The 18676-nt window shown below is 62.2% G+C and carries 10 protein-coding genes; 6 read left to right on the top strand and 4 right to left on the bottom strand.

The annotated features are described in order from the left end of the window. Positions 1–131 precede the first annotated feature (131 nt). From guaD to xdhA, 4 genes are all read right to left on the bottom strand, one after another. The gene (gene guaD / locus ACIPL0_RS24430) at positions 132–1436 is read right to left on the bottom strand and encodes a guanine deaminase (protein ID WP_400599553.1); all 1305 of its coding nucleotides are present in this window, start codon (positions 1434–1436) and stop codon (positions 132–134) included. 18 nt (positions 1437–1454) lie between these two features. Beyond that, the gene (xdhC, locus tag ACIPL0_RS24425) at positions 1455–2309 is read right to left on the bottom strand and encodes a xanthine dehydrogenase accessory protein XdhC (RefSeq protein WP_400599552.1); all 855 of its coding nucleotides are present in this window, start codon (positions 2307–2309) and stop codon (positions 1455–1457) included. Positions 2310–2453: 144 nt separating this feature from the next. Then, positions 2454–4862, bottom strand: coding sequence for a xanthine dehydrogenase molybdopterin binding subunit (gene xdhB, locus ACIPL0_RS24420; RefSeq protein WP_400599551.1), 2409 nt, complete (start codon positions 4860–4862; stop codon positions 2454–2456). Continuing rightward, complete coding sequence (gene xdhA, locus ACIPL0_RS24415) at positions 4855–6324, bottom strand: xanthine dehydrogenase small subunit (protein WP_400599550.1); 1470 nt, start codon at positions 6322–6324, stop codon at positions 4855–4857. The genes xdhB and xdhA overlap by 8 nt, the downstream gene beginning before the upstream one ends. 310 nt (positions 6325–6634) lie before the next feature. On the opposite strand from xdhA, the gene ACIPL0_RS24410 reads away from it, so the two are divergent. The 6 genes from ACIPL0_RS24410 (at position 6635) to ACIPL0_RS24385 (ending at position 18574) form a co-directional block, all read left to right on the top strand. Beyond that, positions 6635–7294, top strand: coding sequence for a GntR family transcriptional regulator (locus tag ACIPL0_RS24410; protein WP_400599549.1), 660 nt, complete (start codon positions 6635–6637; stop codon positions 7292–7294). A gap of 3 nt (positions 7295–7297) precedes the next feature. Continuing rightward, on the top strand, positions 7298–10786 hold the full coding sequence (smc, locus tag ACIPL0_RS24405; RefSeq protein ID WP_400599548.1) for a chromosome segregation protein SMC: 3489 nt from the start codon (positions 7298–7300) through the stop codon (positions 10784–10786). A gap of 265 nt (positions 10787–11051) precedes the next feature. Beyond that, positions 11052–11909 carry a cell division protein ZipA gene (zipA, locus tag ACIPL0_RS24400; protein WP_400599547.1) on the top strand — a complete coding sequence of 286 codons (858 nt, stop codon included), beginning with the start codon at positions 11052–11054 and terminating at the stop codon, positions 11907–11909. A gap of 194 nt (positions 11910–12103) precedes the next feature. Continuing rightward, positions 12104–14467: an NAD-dependent DNA ligase LigA gene (ligA, locus tag ACIPL0_RS24395; RefSeq protein WP_400599545.1), complete on the top strand. Its 2364-nt coding sequence runs from the start codon at positions 12104–12106 to the stop codon at positions 14465–14467. Positions 14468–14755: 288 nt separating this feature from the next. Continuing rightward, complete coding sequence (locus tag ACIPL0_RS24390) at positions 14756–15919, top strand: putative zinc-binding metallopeptidase (protein ID WP_400599544.1); 1164 nt, start codon at positions 14756–14758, stop codon at positions 15917–15919. Between the two features lie 849 nt (positions 15920–16768). Beyond that, complete coding sequence (locus ACIPL0_RS24385) at positions 16769–18574, top strand: putative bifunctional diguanylate cyclase/phosphodiesterase (RefSeq protein ID WP_400599543.1); 1806 nt, start codon at positions 16769–16771, stop codon at positions 18572–18574. The last annotated feature ends 102 nt before the right edge of the window (positions 18575–18676 follow it).

Here is an 18676-nt window from a genome sequence, read left to right as displayed (position 1 = left end):
GAGCAAGCTCACTCCTACAAGGGGGGGGCTGCTGACTTGTAGCTGTCCGGCTTGCAAGCGGTGGCGTTCTCGCGGACGCCATCGCGGGCAACCCCGCTCCCACAGGGTTTTGCATCAGACCTGTATCACCCTCAACGCTTATGCACCAATTCCCCCGCCGCATAGGTCTCGCTGACCGTCCTGTCATCCCCCAGCGTCATCAATACGAACAACTGCTCTTCAATGCTGGTCGCCTGCTGCATGCGGTACGACAGCAGCGGGGTGGCGTTGTAGTCCAGCACCACGAAATCCGCCTCGCTGCCGGCCTGCAGGTTGCCGATCTTGTCTTCCAGGCGCAGCGCGCGTGCACCGCCGAGGGTGGCCAGGTACAGCGATTTGAACGGGCTGAGTTTGGCGCCCTGCAACTGCATGACCTTGTACGCCTCGTTCAGCGTCTGCAGGATCGAGAAGCTGGTGCCGGCACCGACGTCTGTGCCCAAGCCCACGTTGACCTTGAACTGCTCGGCTTTCGGCAGATTGAACAGGCCGCTGCCGAGGAACAGGTTCGACGTCGGGCAGAAAGCGATGGCCGAGCCGGTTTCCGCCAGGCGCTGACATTCTTCATCACACAAATGCACGCCGTGGGCGAACACCGAGCGCTCGCCGAGCAACTGGAAGTGGTCGTACACGTCCAGGTAGTTCTTGCGCTCCGGGAACAGCGCCTTGACCCACTCGACTTCCTTGAGGTTTTCGCTGATGTGGGTCTGCATGTACAGATCCGGGTATTCGCCGAGCAACTGCCCGGCCAGGCTCAACTGCTGCGGCGTGCTGGTCGGCGCGAAGCGTGGCGTCACTGCGTAGTGCAGGCGACCCTTGCCGTGCCAGCGCTCGATCAGCGCCTTGCTGTCGACGTAGCTGGATTCGGCGGTGTCGACCAGATAATCCGGCGCGTTGCGGTCCATCATCACCTTGCCGGCGATCAGGCGCAGGTTGCGCTTTTCGGCGGCGCTGAACAGTGCGTCCACCGATTCCTTGTGCCGACTGCCAAACACCAGCGCGCTGGTGGTGCCGTTGCGCAGCAATTCCTTGAGAAAAATGTCGGCGACTTCGGCGGAGTGCGCCGGGTCGGCGAACTGTTTTTCGCAGGGGAAAACGTAGGTGTCGAGCCAGTCCAGCAGTTGCTCGCCGTAGGAACCGATCATGCCGGTCTGTGGCAGGTGGATATGGGTGTCAATAAAGCCGGCAGTGATCAGCGCATCCTGATAGCTCACCACTTCGACGTCGGCGGCGAGCGTGCCCAGCAGATCGCGGGCATGGCCGACGGCGGTGATCAGGCCGTTTTCGACCACCAGCAGGCCGTCTTCGAAATACGCGTACGAGTCCTCCACTGGCACCTCGGCCGGGTCGGCGAGGCTGTGAATGATGGCGGCACGGTAGGCTTTCTTGTCAGTCGTCATGTCGGAATTGTCTCGTTTTCAAGCTTCACGAATTTGAAGTGACTCGCTGCGGCGCGAGGCCGGCAGCAGTCGGGCGACGGGTTCGGAGGTCGAACCCTGTTCGCCGAAATTGGCGTTGTAGGTGGCGATCACTTCGGCGGCGACCGAGACGGCGATCTCCATCGGCAGCTTGCCCTTGACCTCGGAGAGGCCCATCGGGCAGCGCATGCGCTGGACCAGCGCCGGGTCGAAGCCGCGATCTCGCAGGCGGTGTTCAAACTTGGCGCGTTTGGTTTTCGAGCCGATCAGGCCGAACCAGGTGAAGTCGCCGCGCTTGAGGATGGCGGCGGTCAGTTCCAGGTCCAGCTGGTGATTGTGGGTCATGACGATGCAGTAACTGCCGGCGGGCAGGTTATCCACTTCATCGATGACTTCCTCGTTGACGATCTTGCTCACGCCTTCGGGCAGGTGCGCGGGGAACTCCGCTTCCCGCGAGTCGATCCAGCGTACCCGGCAGGGCAGGCTGGCCAGCAGCGGCACCAGCGCACGGCCGACATGGCCGGCGCCGAATACGGCAATCTGCGCCTGGGGCTGGCCCATGGGTTCGAACAGCAGCACGTTGACGCCGCCGCAGCACTGACCGAGGCTGGCGCCGAGGCTGAAGCGCTCCAGACGGGTCTGCTGGCTGCCGCTGGCGAGCATCTCGCGGGCAATCTCCATCGCCTTGTATTCCAGATGGCCGCCGCCGATGGTATCGAAGATCCGCTCGGCGCTGACCACCATTTTCGAGCCGGCATTGCGCGGGGTCGAGCCGCGCTCTTCGATGATGGTCACCAGTACGCAGGCTTCACCCTGTTGCTGCAACTCGGCGAGGGCGCTGATCCAGTTGTTCATGTCATTTCTCCTGATTGCGTCGTGCAATCAAAATCCCTGTTGCCTGTTCCGGCCTCATCGCGAATGAATTCGCTCCCACAGGATGTTCGCCTGTCTCTGTGGGAGCGGATTTATCCGCGATGACGTCCGTTCAAACGCCGCCGATCAAACCGGCGAAACCGTCAGCTCATGGGCCACACCGACCGCCTCTGAACTCGCCGCCTTCAACTTGCGCATCTGCTCGCAACCCCATAGCACCCGCTCCGGTGTCGCCGGGGCGTCGATCTTCGGCTGGTGCCGGTAGTCACCCAGGCTCGCTACCGCATCCTTGATCGCGCACCACGCCGCGATACCGAGCATGAATGGCGGTTCACCCACGGCCTTGGAATGGAACACGGTGTCTTCCGGGTTCTTGCGGTTCTCCACCAGCTTCACCCGCAGGTCCGCCGGCATGTCTGCCACCGCCGGGATCTTGTAGCCGGCCGGGCCGTTGGTCATCAGCTTGCCCTTGGCGTTCCACACCAGCTCTTCGGTGGTCAGCCAGCCCATGCCTTGGATGTAGCCGCCCTCGACCTGACCGATGTCGATGGCCGGGTTCAGCGAGGCGCCGACATCGTGGAGGATGTCGGTGCGCAGCATCTTGTATTCGCCGGTCAGGGTATCGACGATCACTTCCGTGCAAGCCGCGCCAAAGGCGAAGTAATAGAACGGCCGACCCCGTGCCTGACTGCGGTCGTAATAGATCTTCGGCGTCTTGTAATAGCCGGTGCTGGACAGCGACACCTGGCCCATCCACGCCTGCTGCGCCAGGGTGTCGAAGCTGATCACCTGCTCGCCGACTCGCACATGGCCGTTGCGGAATTCGACCTCGGACTCCGCGCACTTGTAGTGCTTCGCGGCGAACTCGACCAGACGCTGCTTGATGGTTTCCGCGGCGTTCTGCGCGGCCTTGCCGTTCAGGTCGGCGCCACTGGAGGCCGCAGTCGGCGAGGTGTTCGGCACCTTGTCGGTGTTGGTCGCGGTGATCTGCACGCGGCTGATGTCGACCTGGAAGACCTCGGCCACCACCTGCGCCACCTTGGTGTTCAGGCCTTGGCCCATTTCGGTGCCACCGTGGTTCAGGTGGATGCTGCCGTCGGTGTAGATATGGATCAGCGCGCCGGCCTGGTTGAGGAAGCTGGCGGTGAAGGAAATGCCGAATTTCACCGGGGTCAGCGCCAGACCTTTCTTCAGGATCGGGCTGTGGGCGTTGTAGGCCTTGATCGCCTTGCGCCGCTCGGCGTACTGGCTGCTTTCTTCAAGTTCGGCGGTCATCTCTTCCAGCAGGTTGTGTTCGACCTCCTGGTAATAGTGAGTGACGTTGCGCTCGGTCTTGCCGTAGTAGTTGGCCTTGCGCACTGCAAGTGGGTCCTTGCCCAGATGGCGGGCAATGGCGTCCATCACTTCTTCGATGGCGACCATGCCCTGCGGGCCGCCAAAGCCGCGATAAGCGGTGTTCGACGCGGTGTTGGTCTTGCAGCGGTGGCCGTTGACCGTGGCGTCGCCCAGGTAATACGAGTTGTCGGCGTGGAACATGGCGCGGTCGACGATGGACGCTGACAGGTCCGGCGAGCAGCCGCAGTTGCCGGCCAGTTCCAGCTGAATGCCGTGTAGGCGACCGTCATTGTCGAAGCCGACGTCGTACTCGACATAGAAGGGGTGACGCTTGCCGGTCATGATCATGTCTTCCATGCGCGGCAGACGCATCTTGGTCGGCTGGCCGGTCAGTCGGGCGATCACCGCGCACAGGCAGGCGGGGCTAGCGGCCTGGGTTTCCTTGCCGCCGAAGCCGCCGCCCATGCGGCGCATGTCGACTACCACCTTGTTCATCGGCACGTCGAGCACTTCCGAGACCAGCTTCTGCACCTCGGTGGGGTTCTGGGTCGAGCAGTAGACGATCATGCCGCCGTCTTCGGTGGGCATCACCGAAGAAATCTGGGTTTCCAGATAGAAGTGTTCCTGACCGCCGATGTGCAGCGTGCCCTGGATGCGGTTCGCTGCCGCCTCCAGCGCCGTGGCCGAGTCGCCGCGTTTGTGGGTGTGGCTGTCCAGCACGAAATGCTTGTTGCGATAGGCCTCGACCACGTCGAGCACCGGCTCCAGGTCTTCGTATTCGATGATTGCCGCCATGGCCGCCTTGCGCGCGGTTTCCAGGTCGCGGGCGGCCACGGCAATCACCGGCTGGCCGACGAACTCGACCTTGTCGATGGCCAGCAGCGGGTCGCCCGGCAGCAGCGGGCCGATGTCTTTCAGGCCCGGAATGTCTTCGTGGGTGATGGCAATGCGCACGCCTTCAAAGGCGTAGCACGGCGAGGTGTCGACGCGAACGATGCGCGCATGGGCCCGGTCGGACATCCGCGCATACACGTGCAACTGGTTGGGAAACTCCAGCCGGTCATCGATATAGATCGCTTCGCCGGACACATGTTTGTCGGCGCTTTCATGCTTGACGCTGCGGCCGACGCCGGTGCTCAAGCCTTGCTGAAACAGGGCGACCAGCTCTTCCTGAGTTTTCTGGGGGGCATGATTAGACATAGTCGGTCACCCGCGTTTCGATGTGTGGCGTTTGCAGTTCGATGAAGTATTTGCGCAGCAGGTTCTGTGCGCTGAGCAGGCGGTATTCCTTGGTGGCGCGGAAGTCCGACAGCGGGGTGAAATCCTGTTCCAGGGCGGCACAGGCACGCTCGACCGTGGCTGAGGTCCATGGCTGGCCGATCAGTGCCTGTTCGCAGTTTGCGGCACGTTTCGGAATCGCCGCCATGCCGCCGAAGGCTGCACGGGCATCGACGATGGCGCCGTTTTCGACCTGCACGCGAAATGCTGCGCAGACCGCCGAGATATCGTCGTCCAGACGCTTCGACACCTTGTAGGCGCGGAACGCCTGTTTGGCGTTGGCCTTGGGCACGATGATCTTCTCGATGAATTCGCTTTCCTCGCGGGCGGTAACCCGGTAATCGATGAAGTAATCCTCCAGCGCCAGCGTGCGAGTCTTGTTGCCTTTGCGCAGGACGATCTTCGCGCCTAGGGCGATCAGCAGGGGCGGCGAGTCACCGATGGGCGAGGCGTTGCCGATGTTGCCGCCGAGGGTGCCCTGGTTGCGGATCTGCAACGAGGCGAAGCGGTGCAGCAGCTCGCCGAAATCCGGGTATTCGCGACTCAGCACGTCGTAGCAATCGGTCAGCGCAGTGGCGGCGCCGATTTCGAGGCGGTCGTCGAAGTGTTCGATCTTCTTCATTTCGGCGACGTTGCCGACGTAGATCATCACCGGCAGCGGGCGATGGAACTGAGTGACTTCCAGCGCCAGATCGGTACCGCCGGCCAGCAGGCGGGCCTGCGGATAGGCGTCGTAGAGGTCGGCCAGATCGGCCACGGTCAGCGGCACCAGGCAGCGTTTGTCGCCGCTGTTGAGTTCGGCGGTTTCCTTCGGCGCGATGGCTTTCAGGCGGGCGATGGTCTGCGCCTGACGGTCATCGAACTGGTCGGGTTGACGCTGACTGCAGCATTGTTCGGCGGCGGCGAGGATCGGTCGGTAGCCGGTGCAGCGGCAGAGGTTGCCGGCCAACGCTACGTGGGCTTGGGCGTGGCGTTCGTCGGCATCGCTGGCGTCATCGCTGTTCTTCTGCAGCGCGAACAGCGACATCACGAACCCCGGTGTGCAGAAGCCGCATTGCGAGCCATGGCAGTCGACCATGGCCTTTTGCACGCTGTGCAGTTCGCCCTGATGTTTGAGGTCTTCGACGCTGATCAACTGCTTGCCGTGCAGCGATGCCACGAAGGTCAGGCACGAGTTGAGGCTGCGATAGCTCAAGCGCTCCTGGCCATCGGCGTCCTGGGTCAGTTCACCGACCACCACGGTGCAGGCACCGCAGTCGCCGCTGGCGCAGCCTTCCTTGGTCCCTGACTTGTGCACGTGCTCGCGCAGGTAATTGAGCACGGTCATGTTGGGGTCCAGCGCATGCTCGGTTTTCAGCTCGGTATTGAGTAAAAACTGGATCACGGGTGATGCCTCGTTTGTTCTTGTAATGAAAAGGGGTCGTGAAGGATTTGTAATTGAACGTGTCGATGAATTTATCAGTTCTGACTATTGGGTCAATAAAATTCTGACTATGAAGTCAAGAAAGTCGACTTTTCAGCGACTTGCCGATTAACGGCAACCCCTTGTTGCAATGAAACGCTGTGGCCGTGCTCAAAGTTTCGTTGTTTTCTGCTTATTTCATGCCAGATTCCGCGCATGTGGCCCTGCGCCACAGGTATCCAGTGCGATACACTGCGCCGCTTGTGTGCAGCTATCGATTTAAAGGAAAGAAATGACGTTCAAGGCACCGGACAGCCTCGCTGAGCAGATCGCTCATCACCTCGCCGAACGGATCATCCGTGGCGAGCTCAAGCCGGGGGAGCGGATTCAGGAACAGAAGGTCACCCAGGCCCTCAATGTCAGTCGTGGCTCAGTGCGTGAAGCCCTGCTGATTCTCGAACGCCGACACCTGATCGCGATCCTGCCGCGCCGTGGCGCGCAGGTGTCGGTACTGACACGGCACAACGTCGAAAGCCTGTGCGCGCTGATGAGCGAGCTGTACATCCTGCTGGGCCTGGCCGTGGCAAAAAGCTGGCAGGAACAGACGGACCTGGCGCCCTTCCTGCAAATCCAGCAGCGTCTGATCGCCAGTTGCGAGCGTAACGATGTGAAGAGCTTCGTCGAGGACAGCTTCAACGTGATGCGGGCGACGTATCCGTTCGCCAACAACCCGTACCTGGAAGAAACCGTCGAGAACCTGCAGCCGTCCATGAGCCGCTTCTACTATCTGGCGCTGGAGCAGCGTCAGGCCGAGATGAGCGAATACCTGACGCTGTTCGGCCAGTTACTCGAAGCGGTGATCGCCCGTGATCTGGTGCGTATCCGCGACGTCCTGACCAGCTACGCCGCGCGCAGCTGCCAGTCGATCCTGTCTGCCATGGCGGCCGACTGATCCATGCGCCTCAAATGCATCAGGCTGGCCGGGTTCAAATCGTTCGTCGATCCGACGACGGTGAACTTCCCCAGCAACATGGCGGCCGTGGTCGGCCCCAACGGATGCGGCAAATCCAACATCATCGACGCGGTGCGCTGGGTCATGGGCGAAAGCTCGGCGAAGAACCTGCGCGGCGAGTCGATGACCGACGTCATTTTCAACGGCTCCACCAGCCGCAAGCCGGTGAGCCAGGCCAGCATCGAGCTGGTCTTCGACAACTCGGACAACACCCTGGTCGGCGAGTACGCCGCCTACGCGGAAATTTCCATTCGCCGCAAGGTGACCCGCGACAGTCAGAACAGCTACTACCTGAACGGCACCAAATGCCGTCGGCGTGACATCACCGACATCTTCCTCGGCACCGGCCTGGGCCCGCGCAGCTACTCGATCATCGAGCAGGGCATGATCTCCAAGCTGATCGAGGCCAAGCCCGAGGATCTGCGCAACTTCATCGAAGAAGCTGCCGGTATTTCCAAGTACAAGGAGCGCCGTCGGGAAACCGAGAATCGCATCCGCCGTACCCACGAAAACCTCGCCCGTCTGACTGACCTGCGCGAAGAACTGGATCGCCAGTTGGAGCGTTTGCACCGTCAGGCCCAGGCTGCCGAGAAGTATCAGGAATACAAAGCGGAAGAGCGCCAGCTCAAGGCGCAACTGTCGGCCCTGCGCTGGCAGGCGCTGAACGAGCAGGTGGCCCAGCGCGAATCGGTCATCGGCAACCAGGAAGTCAGCTTTGAAGCGCTGGTGGCCGATCAACGCAGCGCCGATGCCGCGATCGAGCGCCTGCGTGACGGTCATCACGACCTGTCCGAGCGCTTCAATGTGGTGCAGGGGCGCTTCTATTCCGTGGGCGGCGACATCGCCCGGGTCGAGCAAAGCATCCAGCACGGCCAGCAGCGCCTGCGTCAGTTGCAGGACGACCTGCGCGAAGCCGAGCGCGCGCGGCAGGAAACCGAATCCCATCTGGGCCACGACCGCACCTTGCTGGCGACCCTCGGTGAAGAGCTGGAAATGCTCGAACCGGAACAGGAAATGACCCTGGCCGCATCGGAAGAATCCGCTGCCGGCCTGGAAGAATCCGAAGCCGCGATGCACGGCTGGCAGGAAAAGTGGGACGCCTTCAACCAGTCTTCTGCCGAGCCTCGGCGTCAGGCCGAGGTGCAGCAGTCGCGCATCCAGCAACTGGAAACCAGCATGGAGCGGCTGGCCGAGCGCCAGCGCCGTCTGAGCGAAGAGCGCCAGTTGCTGGCGGCCGACCCTGAAGACGCGGCGATTCTCGAACTCAGCGAAGACCTCGCGGCCCGGGAAATGGCCTTTGAAGAACTGGGCGCCGAAGAAGAGCAACTCATCGAGCGTCTGGAGCAGTTGCGCCTCGAACTGCAACAGGCCACCCAGTCTCAGCAACAGGCCCAGGGCGATCTGCAACGTCTGAACGGTCGTATCGCTTCGCTGGAAGCCTTGCAACAGGCGGCCCTCGATCCGGGTACTGGCACTGCCGAGTGGCTGCGCGCCCATCAGCTCAACGAGCGTCCGCGTCTGGCCGAAGGCTTGCGTGTCGAAGCCGGTTGGGAGCTGGCGGTGGAAACCGTGCTGGGCGCCGATCTGCATGCGGTACTGGTCGACGATTTTGCCGGGCTGGATCTGGCCGGTTTCAATCAGGGCGATCTGCGTCTGGTCAATCCGTCCGCCGACAGCGCACGCCTGCCCGGCAGCCTGCTGGACAAGGTCGACAGTCGCGTCGATCTGGCCCACTGGCTGGGTCAGGTCAAACCCGTAGAAACCCTCGACGACGCTCTGGCGCTGCGCAAACAGTTGAGCGCCGGGCAGAGCCTGATCAGCCGCGACGGTTATTGGGTCGGCCGCGATTTCCTGCGTGTACGCCGGGCCAGCGAAGCGGAAAGCGGCGTGCTGGCCCGTGGGCAGGAATTGCAGCGGCTGGAAGCCGAGCGCGACGAGCGTGAGGCGACCCTCGCCACGCTGGAAGAACAACTGCTGAGACTGCGCGAACAACAGCGCGTGCAGGAAGACAGTCGTGAGCAACTGCGTCGGCGTCTGCAGGACGAAGCTCGCCAGCAAAGTGAATTGAAAGCGCAGCTGTCGGCGGCCAAGGCCAAGGTCGAGCAGTTGACCCTGCGCCGCACTCGTCTGGACGAAGAGCTGGCCGAGCTCGGCGAGCAGCGTGCCATCGAGCAGGAAAGTCTCGGTGAATCGCGCCTGCAATTGCAGGAGGCCCTCGACAGCATGGCCCTCGACACCGAGCAGCGTGAATTGCTGCTGGCCCAGCGCGACAGCCTGCGCGAACGCCTGGACCGGGTGCGTCAGGAAGCTCGCCAGCATAAAGACCACGCCAACCAGTTGGCCGTGCGCCTGAGTTCGCTGCGTGCCCAACACGATTCCACTCGCCAGGCGCTGGAGCGGCTGGAAATGCAGTCCGAGCGCCTGACCGAAAAGCGCGAGCAGTTGAGCCTCAATCTGGAGGAGGGCGCGGCACCGCTGGAAGAGCTGCGCCTGAAACTCGAAGAGCTGCTGGAAAAGCGCATGGTCGTCGACGACGAAATGCGCATCGCGAAAAACGCGCTGGAAGACGCCGACCGTGAATTGCGCGAAGCCGAGAAGCGCCGCACCCAAGCCGAGCAGCAATCGCAACTGCTGCGTGGGCAACTGGAGCAGCAACGGCTGGAATGGCAATCGCTGACCGTCAGGCGCAAGACCTTGCAGGAGCAATTGCACGAAGACGGCTACGATTTAAATGGCGTGCTGGCGACGTTGACGCCGGAAGCCAACGAGAAAGAAGCGGAAGAAGAACTGGAGCGCATCGCCGCGCGGATTCAGCGTCTGGGTGCGATCAACCTCGCAGCCATCGACGAGTACCAGCAGCAGTCCGAGCGCAAGCGTTATCTGGATGCGCAGGACGCCGATCTGGTGGAAGCGCTGGAGACTCTGGAAAACGTCATCCGCAAGATCGACAAGGAAACCCGCAATCGCTTCAAAGAGACCTTTGATCAGATAAACAGTGGAATTCAGGCACTTTTTCCAAAAGTTTTCGGTGGTGGCAGCGCTTATCTGGAACTGACGGGCGAAGATTTACTCGATACAGGGGTGACGATCATGGCGCGTCCTCCCGGCAAGAAGAACAGCACGATTCATTTGCTGTCCGGCGGCGAGAAAGCCCTGACCGCGCTGGCACTGGTATTCGCCATTTTCAAACTCAACCCGGCGCCGTTCTGCATGCTCGACGAGGTCGATGCGCCACTGGACGACGCCAACGTGGGCCGCTATGCCCGACTGGTCAAGGAGATGTCGCAAACCGTGCAATTCATCTACATCACCCACAACAAGATCGCCATGGAAATGGCTGACCAGTTGATGGGCGTCACCATGCATGAGCCGGGGTGTTCGCGCCTCGTGGCGGTGGACGTAGAGGAGGCGATGGCGCTGGTGGATGCGTAGCGGGCCGCGAGGCGGTCAGACGATTGATGAGGGAAAAGTGGCGTAATGCTGGCTCGGTGCAGGAATAACTGCCGCGCAGGGACAGAAGCCCGCGACATGGCAGATGTAACAGACGGTGTAAAGTTACCTTTGGTCGTGCTAGCTTAATGTCCACTTTTTCATTTGTACGTGGGTAAAAGGCCATTCAGAACATAGAGTTGGCTCCACGTTTTAAAGGGGTTTACGCCCTTACTATTCAGAATTTTCATTAGAGGCACGGGATTACATGGAAATCGGTCTGCGAGAGTGGCTGATCGTCATCGGCATTATTGTCATTGCCGGTATTCTTTTTGACGGCTGGCGCCGGATGCGCGGCGGCAAAGGCAAGCTGAAATTCAGGCTGGACCGCAGTTTCTCCAACCTGCCGGACGACGAAGAAGGCTCGTCCGCCGAGGTGCTGGGCCCTGCACGCGTCCTCGAAACCCAGAAAGAACCGCAACTCGACGAGCACGATCTGCCGACCATGAGCGCGGCGCGCGAGCGGCCTGAGCGCCCCGAGCGTGAAAGCAAGCGCGGCAAGCGCAAGGACGAGCCACAGCAGGGCGACCTTAACCTGGAAGTCGACAGCCCGAGCCTGTTCAGTGCCCGTGACGACGATTTCCCGGACGACAAGGCTGCTCCGCGCGTTGCCGATGACAAGGATCTGGCCCCGGTCGAAGAAGTGCTGGTGATCAGCGTGATTTCCCGTGATGAGAGCGGCTTCAAGGGCCCGGCCCTGCTGCAGAACATCCTGGAGAGCGGTCTGCGCTTCGGCGAAATGGACATCTTCCACCGTCACGAAAGCATGGCCGGCAACGGCGAAGTGCTGTTCTCGATGGCCAATGCGGTCAAGCCGGGCGTATTCGATCTGGACGATATCGACCATTTCAGCACCCGTGCCGTGAGCTTCTTCCTCGGCCTGCCGGGCCCGCGTCATCCGAAGCAGGCTTTCGACGTGATGGTGGCGGCAGCCCGCAAGCTGGCCCACGAGCTGAACGGCGAGCTGAAGGACGATCAGCGCAGCGTCATGACCGCGCAGACCATCGAGCATTACCGCCAGCGCATCGTCGAATTCGAACGCCGCGCCCTGACTCAGCGTCGTTGACAGGCTGACAGGGCCTCTTGTGGGAGCGAATTCATTCGCGATAGGGCGGTCAGGTCAGGCAGATGTATTGGCTGGTATGGCCTCTCGCGAATGAATTCGCTCCCACATGACGGTGTAGCGCGCCAGTCGATATGCCGATACGCAACATGAATTGAGCAGCCTCGGCTGCTCTTTTGCTTTCAAGAGAAAACCCTATGAACGCCGCCGAAACCCGAATCCTGGAACTGCGCGCAGAGCTGGATCTTCACAACTACCGCTACCACGTGCTCGACGAGCCGAGCATTCCGGACGTCGAATACGATCGCCTGTTCCATGAACTCAAGGCCCTTGAAGCGGAACACCCGGAACTGGTCACCGCCGACTCGCCGACCCAGCGTGTCGGCAGCGCGGCGCTGACAGCGTTCACCCAGGTGCGCCATGAAATCCCGATGCTCAGCCTCGGCAACGCCTTCGAAGAAGTCGACATGCGCGACTTCGACCGCCGCGTGACCGACAGCCTGGAGCTGCCCACGGGCGACCTGTTCGGTGATGCCGTGCATGTCGAATACAGCTGCGAACCCAAACTCGACGGCCTGGCCGTGAGCCTGCTGTACGAGAACGGCGCGCTGGTACGCGGTGCCACACGGGGTGATGGCACCACCGGCGAGGACATCAGCGTCAACGTGCGTACCGTGCGCAACATTCCACTCAAGCTGCACGGCGAAGGCTGGCCGCAGACGCTGGAAGTGCGCGGCGAAGTGTTCATGTCCAAGGCCGGTTTCGAACGCCTCAACGCCAGCCAGCTGGAAGTCGGCGGCAAGACTTTCGCCAACCCGCGCAACGCCGCCGCCGGCAGCCTGCGCCAGCTGGACTCGAAGATCACCGCCAACCGGCCGCTGGAGTTCTGCTGCTACGGCATCGGCCAGGTGTCCCACGACATCGCCGACACCCACATCGGCAACCTGCAACAACTCAAGGCCTGGGGCATGCCGATCAGCCGCGAGCTGAAGGTGGCCAAGGGTATCGAGGAGTGCCTCGACTACTACCGCGACATCGGCGAGCGGCGCCTGTCGCTGCCGTATGAAATCGACGGTGTGGTGTTCAAGGTCAACAGCATCGCTTCGCAGCGCGAGCTAGGTTTCCGCGCCCGCGAACCGCGCTGGGCCATCGCCCACAAATTTCCGGCCATGGAAGAACTGACCGAGCTGCTGGACGTGGAATTCCAGGTTGGCCGTACCGGCGCCGTCACCCCGGTGGCGCGGCTGAAACCGGTCAAAGTCGCCGGCGTTACCGTGGCCAATGCCACCCTGCACAACATGGATGAAGTGGCGCGTCTGGGCTTGATGGTCGGCGACACGGTGATCATTCGCCGCGCCGGTGACGTGATCCCGCAGGTCGTGCAGGTGGTGCTGGAGCGCCGCCCGGAAAACGCCCGAGCGGTCGAAATTCCGCAGACCTGCCCGGTGTGCGGCTCGCAGGTCGAGCGCACGCAACTGATCAAGCGCAGCAAAGGCAGGGAAACCGTCAGCGAAGGCGCGGTGTATCGCTGCGTCGGCCGACTGGCCTGTGGCGCGCAGCTCAAGCAGGCGATCATCCACTACGTCTCGCGCCGGGCCATGGATATCGAAGGCCTGGGCGACAAAACCATCGAACAGTTGGTGGACGAAAAGCTCATCGGCTCGCCGGCTGACCTGTACAAGCTCGAATACGAACAGATCATCGATCTGGAAGGCTTCGCCGACATCTCCAGCAAGAAATTGCTCAGGGCGATCGCCGACAGCAAGCAACCGAGGCTGGCCCGTTTCGTCTATGCGCTGGGCATTCCCGATGTCGGCGAGGAAACCGCCAAGGTGCTGGCCCGTTCGCTGGGTTCGCTGGACAAGGTGAAAGTGGCCCTGCCGGAAGTGCTGACCTACCTGCCGGACATCGGTCTGGAAGTGGCCCACGAGATTCACAGCTTTTTCGAGGATGAACACAACCAGAAGGTCATCGGCGCACTGTTGGGCGAGTGCGGCATGGTGTTGCAGGACACCGGTGATCTGGGTGCCGAGTTCGCCGCCAGCGTGACTCTGGGTGGCATGCTCGACAAGCTGAACATTCCCTCGGTCGGGCCAGGTGGCGCGCAAAAACTGGCGGACAAGTTCGGCACCCTGGAAGGGGTGGTCAAGGCCGACTGGCTGGACATGCGTCAGACCTTGCCGGAAAAACAGGCCCAGGCCGTGCGCGCGTTCTTCGATGTGCCTGACAACGCCACCCGTGCCCTGGCCATCGAGCAACAGCTCAAGGATTTCGGCATGCACTGGCAGAGCGAGAAAAAGGTCGTCGAAGGCTTGCCGCTGACCGGGCAGACCTGGGTGCTGACCGGCTCGCTGGAACTGATGAGCCGCGACATTGCCAAGGAAAAACTGGAAAGCCTTGGCGCCAAGGTGGCCGGTTCCGTCTCGGCCAAGACCCACACCGTGGTGGCCGGGCCGGGCGCAGGTTCCAAACTGGCCAAGGCCAACGAGCTGGGACTCAAAGTGCTCGATGAAGAAGCGTTTGTGGCGTTCCTCAAGGCTTATGACATCCCGCTGGATTGAGTTGCTCCTGTAGGAGTGAGCTCGCTCGCGATTGCAACCTGGCAGCACCGCAGCGGGCGCCTGATACATCGCCATCGCGAGCAAGCTCACTCCTACAAGGTGTTGTCCGGTCTGACGCCCTCGCGGGCGAGCGCGCTCCTACGATGTTCAAGTCGATGTTTCAGCCCGACACAAACCTGTGGGAGCGTGGCTTGCCCGCGAAAACGTCGGATCAGGCGGCACGCAGCGATCTCACGGAACCGCCACCCCCGCCTACGATCTAGTGCTGACAACCCCAGGGAGATCGCCATGTTTCAGTTCTTTGAGCAACTCAGCACACGGATCGCGGCGCCCTTTGTGGGCGAGAGCAAGCGCAGCAAGGTCTGGCAATGCCGTTGCGGGCAATCGGTGTTCTTTCGCAACAGCCAGTGCCTGGCGTGCTCTGCGGCGCTGGGCTATCTGCCGGAGCAGGGCAGGGTGGCCGCGCTGGAGCCCGGCCCCAGCGTGGATACTTGGCGGCTGAGCGACGAACCGGAAGCCGGCCTCTACCGCCGCTGCGCCAACCTCGACACACCCGCTGCCTGCAACTGGCTGTTTCCCGCGCTCAATGCCGGCGATTTCTGCGTCGCTTGCAGCCTCAACAAAACCATCCCCGACCTGTCGGTGCCGGAGAACCCCGAGCGCTGGCGCAAGATCGAAACCGCCAAGCGCCGGTTGATCGCGCAACTGATCACCCTCGGCCTGCAGGTCATCCCGAAAGGCTTCGACGAACAGCGCGGACTGGCCTTTGAATTCCTCGGCGTCGACCTGGAAGGCAAGCTGCCCACCACCGGCCACGCCAACGGCCTGATCACTCTCAACGTCGAAGAAGCCGACGACGCCCACCGTGAGAAAGTGCGCGTGCAGATGCACGAACCCTACCGCACGCTGCTCGGCCATTTCCGTCATGAGGTCGGCCATTACTACTGGGACCGTCTGATCGCCGACACCTATTGGCAGGACGGTTTCCGCCACCTGTTCGGCGACGAGCGCGCCAGCTACGCCGAAGCCCTCGACCAACACTATCAACACGGCGCCCCGGCGGACTGGCAGCAACGTTACGTCAGTGCCTACGCCACCATGCATCCGTGGGAAGACTGGGCGGAAACCTGGGCCCATTACCTGCACATGATGGACGCCGTCGACACCGCGCTGAGCTTGGGCATGAGCGCCCGCGACATGGACCTCGACTACCAGCCGTTCGAACTGCAGACCCTCTACGATCCGCAGCATCCCGGTGGGCCGGCGTTCCTCGCCTTCGTCAACGCCTGGATCGAACTGGCCGGTATGCTCAACGAACTGTCGCGCGCCATGGGCCAGCCGGATTTCTACCCGTTCGTACTGCCTCCAGCGGTGATCGCCAAACTGCATTTCATCCATCTGGTCATCCAGAGCGCCGGAGGCAAGGCGGACGAGGTGCTGCAGGTTTCCTGACTTGGATGAACTGTCCTGCGGTCCACGGTCGCGTCAGCCTGGCGCTGTCTTCGTAGCAGTCCGGCTTGCCGGCGGTAACGATCCTGAAAACGCCTCCGCCGGCAAGCCGGACTGCTACGGGTTTAGCGAACACCATCGCTTTTGATTCTGGCCGCAGGCCGTGGGAGGGAGCTCTGCTCGCGATAGCGGTGGATCAGACGACACATCATTGTCCGGGCTGACGCCATCGCGAGCAGGGCTCCCTCCCACAGAAGTGTGGTGTCTGGTGGATCTGGGCAAGTCAGTGAAATTTGCTGGAAAAACACATAGCCTCGTGGGATCCGAGGGCGCGAGGGGCTGGGCCGCATCCGGATGAAAGCGATTTGCCTGACACACCGCCTTCGCCAGCAGGCCGGCTCCCACGGCCTTTAGCCAGAAGCAAACGCAGAGGGTACTCGCCGAGTCGTAGCAGTCCGGCTTGCCGGCGGTAACGATCCTGAAAATGCCTCCGCCGGCAAGCCGGACTGCTACGGGTTTAGCGAACACCATCGCTTTTGATTCTGGCCGCAGGCCGTGGGAGGGAGCCCTGCTCGCGATAGCGGTGGATCAGACGACACATCATTGTCCGGATTGACGCCATCGCGAGCAGAGCTCCCTCCCACGAGTGTGTGGTGGCTGCGGGATCCATAACATGGCAACACCACCCGCATTACCACAACGCACACGCCCATGGCCTGTTTCTGAACCTGTGCAAACCGGTCGTCGCCGCCGGTCCGCGAGCGTCTGCACGGGGTGGAATCTAGTGCTAACTTGCCTGTCAATATCGTTTTGATACTACTGGCATTCAGCAGTTGAACAGGGATTTCATAGATGGCCAATAGTGCGCCTGTACCGCTGAACGAGGCTTCCCGGCTTTCCCGCATCACCCACATGGGCCTTCTCGACTCCACCGCCGACGACGTGCTCGATCACATCGTTGACATGGTGGCGATGTATTTCGATGTGCCCATCGCGCTGGTCTCCATCGTCAGCGAACACCGCCAATGGTTTCGCGCCGGCACCGGCCTCGATGAGCGGGAAACACCACGGGAAGTCTCTTTCTGCGCCTACTCGATCCTCGCTCACGAAGTGTTCCAGGTGGCCGACGCGCAGCTCGATGCGCGATTCAAGGACAACCCGCTGGTGGTCGGCGATCCGCACATCCGCTTCTACGCCGGCGTGCCGCTGGTGACTGCCGACGGTCTGGCCCTCGGCACCCTGTGCATCATCGACAACAAGCCGCGCGGACCGCTGGCGACCCGTGACGTGACCATGCTGGAAATGTACGGCCAACTGGTCATGAAGCGCCTCAACAACCTGCGCAAGGCCAGCTATGTCGACCAACCCACCGGCCTGTTCAACCGCCTGCGCCTGGAGGAGGACATCCTCGCCCTGGCCGACCGCCATGATCACGCGCTGGTGGCGCTGGATATGGTCAACCCGGCCTTTCTCGACAGCATCATCAAGGCGCTCGGCTACAGCTTCGCCCAAGACTTGCTGCGCTGCATGGTCGACAGTTGCCGCGAAGTACTGCCCGCCGACACCGCGCTGTACAAGATCAGCCCCACGCGCATCGCCATGCTCACTCGCCATACCGGGCCGGAGCAGGCTGAGCGTCTGTTCAGTCACCTGATCCAGCACTTTCAGCGGCCATTGGTATGCCGCAACATTCCGATCCAGATGGACGTCGGCATCGGCGTGCTGCCGCTGGGCCTGGGACGCAGCGACGAGCGCGACTGGATTCGTCTGGTGGTCAGCGCCGCTGACGAGGCCCGCGGCAAGGCCACCGGCTGGCGCTGGTACGAGCCGCATCTGGACTTCGCCCAGCAGCGGGCATTCCTGCTGTTGGCCTCGCTGGCCGACGCGGTGCGCAGCCCCGATCAGCTGTCGCTGGCGTTTCAGCCACGGCTGGAAGTGGCTACCGGCCGGGTGGTCACCGTCGAAGCGCTGCTGCGCTGGCAACACCCCGTGCTCGGCCCGATCAGCCCGGCGGAATTCATCCCGCTGGCCGAAAAAACCGCGTTGATCCGCTCTCTGAGCCTGTGGGTGCTACGCGAATCCATCGCCCAGGCGGTGCGCTGGCAGAAGCAGGGTTACGCCTTCAAAGTGGCGATGAACGTTTCGGCGCTGGACCTGGCCAACACCCTGTTCAGCGACGCGCTGTTTCAGCAACTGGCGATCAGCGGCCTCGACCCGGGCCGCTTCGAACTGGAATTCACCGAAAGCGCCCTGTGCGACAACCCCAGCGTCACCCGCCAGCAACTGGAGCGTCTGCGCGCGCTGAATATCGACATCGCCATCGACGACTTCGGCACCGGCTACAGCAACTGGACCTACCTGCGCCAGTTGCCGGCTACCACCGTCAAGCTGGACAAATCGCTGGTGGAAAACCTCGACGCCAACGAAAAGGACCGCCGTCTGGTCGAGGCCATCGTCGACCTTGCCCGTCGTCTCGGCTATCGCGTGGTGGCCGAAGGTGCGGAAACCGAAGACGTCTACGAAATCCTCTGCCAGCTTGGCTGCCACGAAGTGCAGGGCTACCTCGTCGCTCGCCCAATGAGCGCCAGCGCGCTGGAGCACTGGATCGGCGGCGAGCACACCAGCAAGGTCAAACAGCTGCGCGCCCTGGGACGCTGACAGCCGGACAGGGCAGGGCTCTGTAACAAGCCCCGCCTGCCGTCGGATTTTTTAACTGAAACAAGAGGTTGTATCTTCGCGCCAGACCGGTACAATGGCCCC

The organism is Pseudomonas sp. NPDC090208 (assembly GCF_044746785.1).
In the GTDB taxonomy this organism is placed as follows: Bacteria; Pseudomonadota; Gammaproteobacteria; order Pseudomonadales; family Pseudomonadaceae; genus Aquipseudomonas.
The sequence above is the reverse complement of the archived record's forward strand: the minus strand, read 5'-3'. Positions and strand labels throughout refer to the sequence as shown.

What these genes read in the sequence shown, in the direction of transcription:
- guaD (WP_400599553.1), bottom strand. Translation starts at nt 1,436, where the DNA reads ATGACGACTGACAAGAAAGCCTACCGTGCCGCCATCATTCACAGCCTC.
- ACIPL0_RS24410 (WP_400599549.1), top strand. Translation starts at nt 6,635, where the DNA reads ATGACGTTCAAGGCACCGGACAGCCTCGCTGAGCAGATCGCTCATCAC.
- ligA (WP_400599545.1), top strand. Translation starts at nt 12,104, where the DNA reads ATGAACGCCGCCGAAACCCGAATCCTGGAACTGCGCGCAGAGCTGGAT.
- ACIPL0_RS24390 (WP_400599544.1), top strand. Translation starts at nt 14,756, where the DNA reads ATGTTTCAGTTCTTTGAGCAACTCAGCACACGGATCGCGGCGCCCTTT.
- smc (WP_400599548.1), top strand. Translation starts at nt 7,298, where the DNA reads ATGCGCCTCAAATGCATCAGGCTGGCCGGGTTCAAATCGTTCGTCGAT.
- xdhC (WP_400599552.1), bottom strand. Translation starts at nt 2,309, where the DNA reads ATGAACAACTGGATCAGCGCCCTCGCCGAGTTGCAGCAACAGGGTGAA.
- zipA (WP_400599547.1), top strand. Translation starts at nt 11,052, where the DNA reads ATGGAAATCGGTCTGCGAGAGTGGCTGATCGTCATCGGCATTATTGTC.
- ACIPL0_RS24385 (WP_400599543.1), top strand. Translation starts at nt 16,769, where the DNA reads ATGGCCAATAGTGCGCCTGTACCGCTGAACGAGGCTTCCCGGCTTTCC.
- xdhB (WP_400599551.1), bottom strand. Translation starts at nt 4,862, where the DNA reads ATGTCTAATCATGCCCCCCAGAAAACTCAGGAAGAGCTGGTCGCCCTG.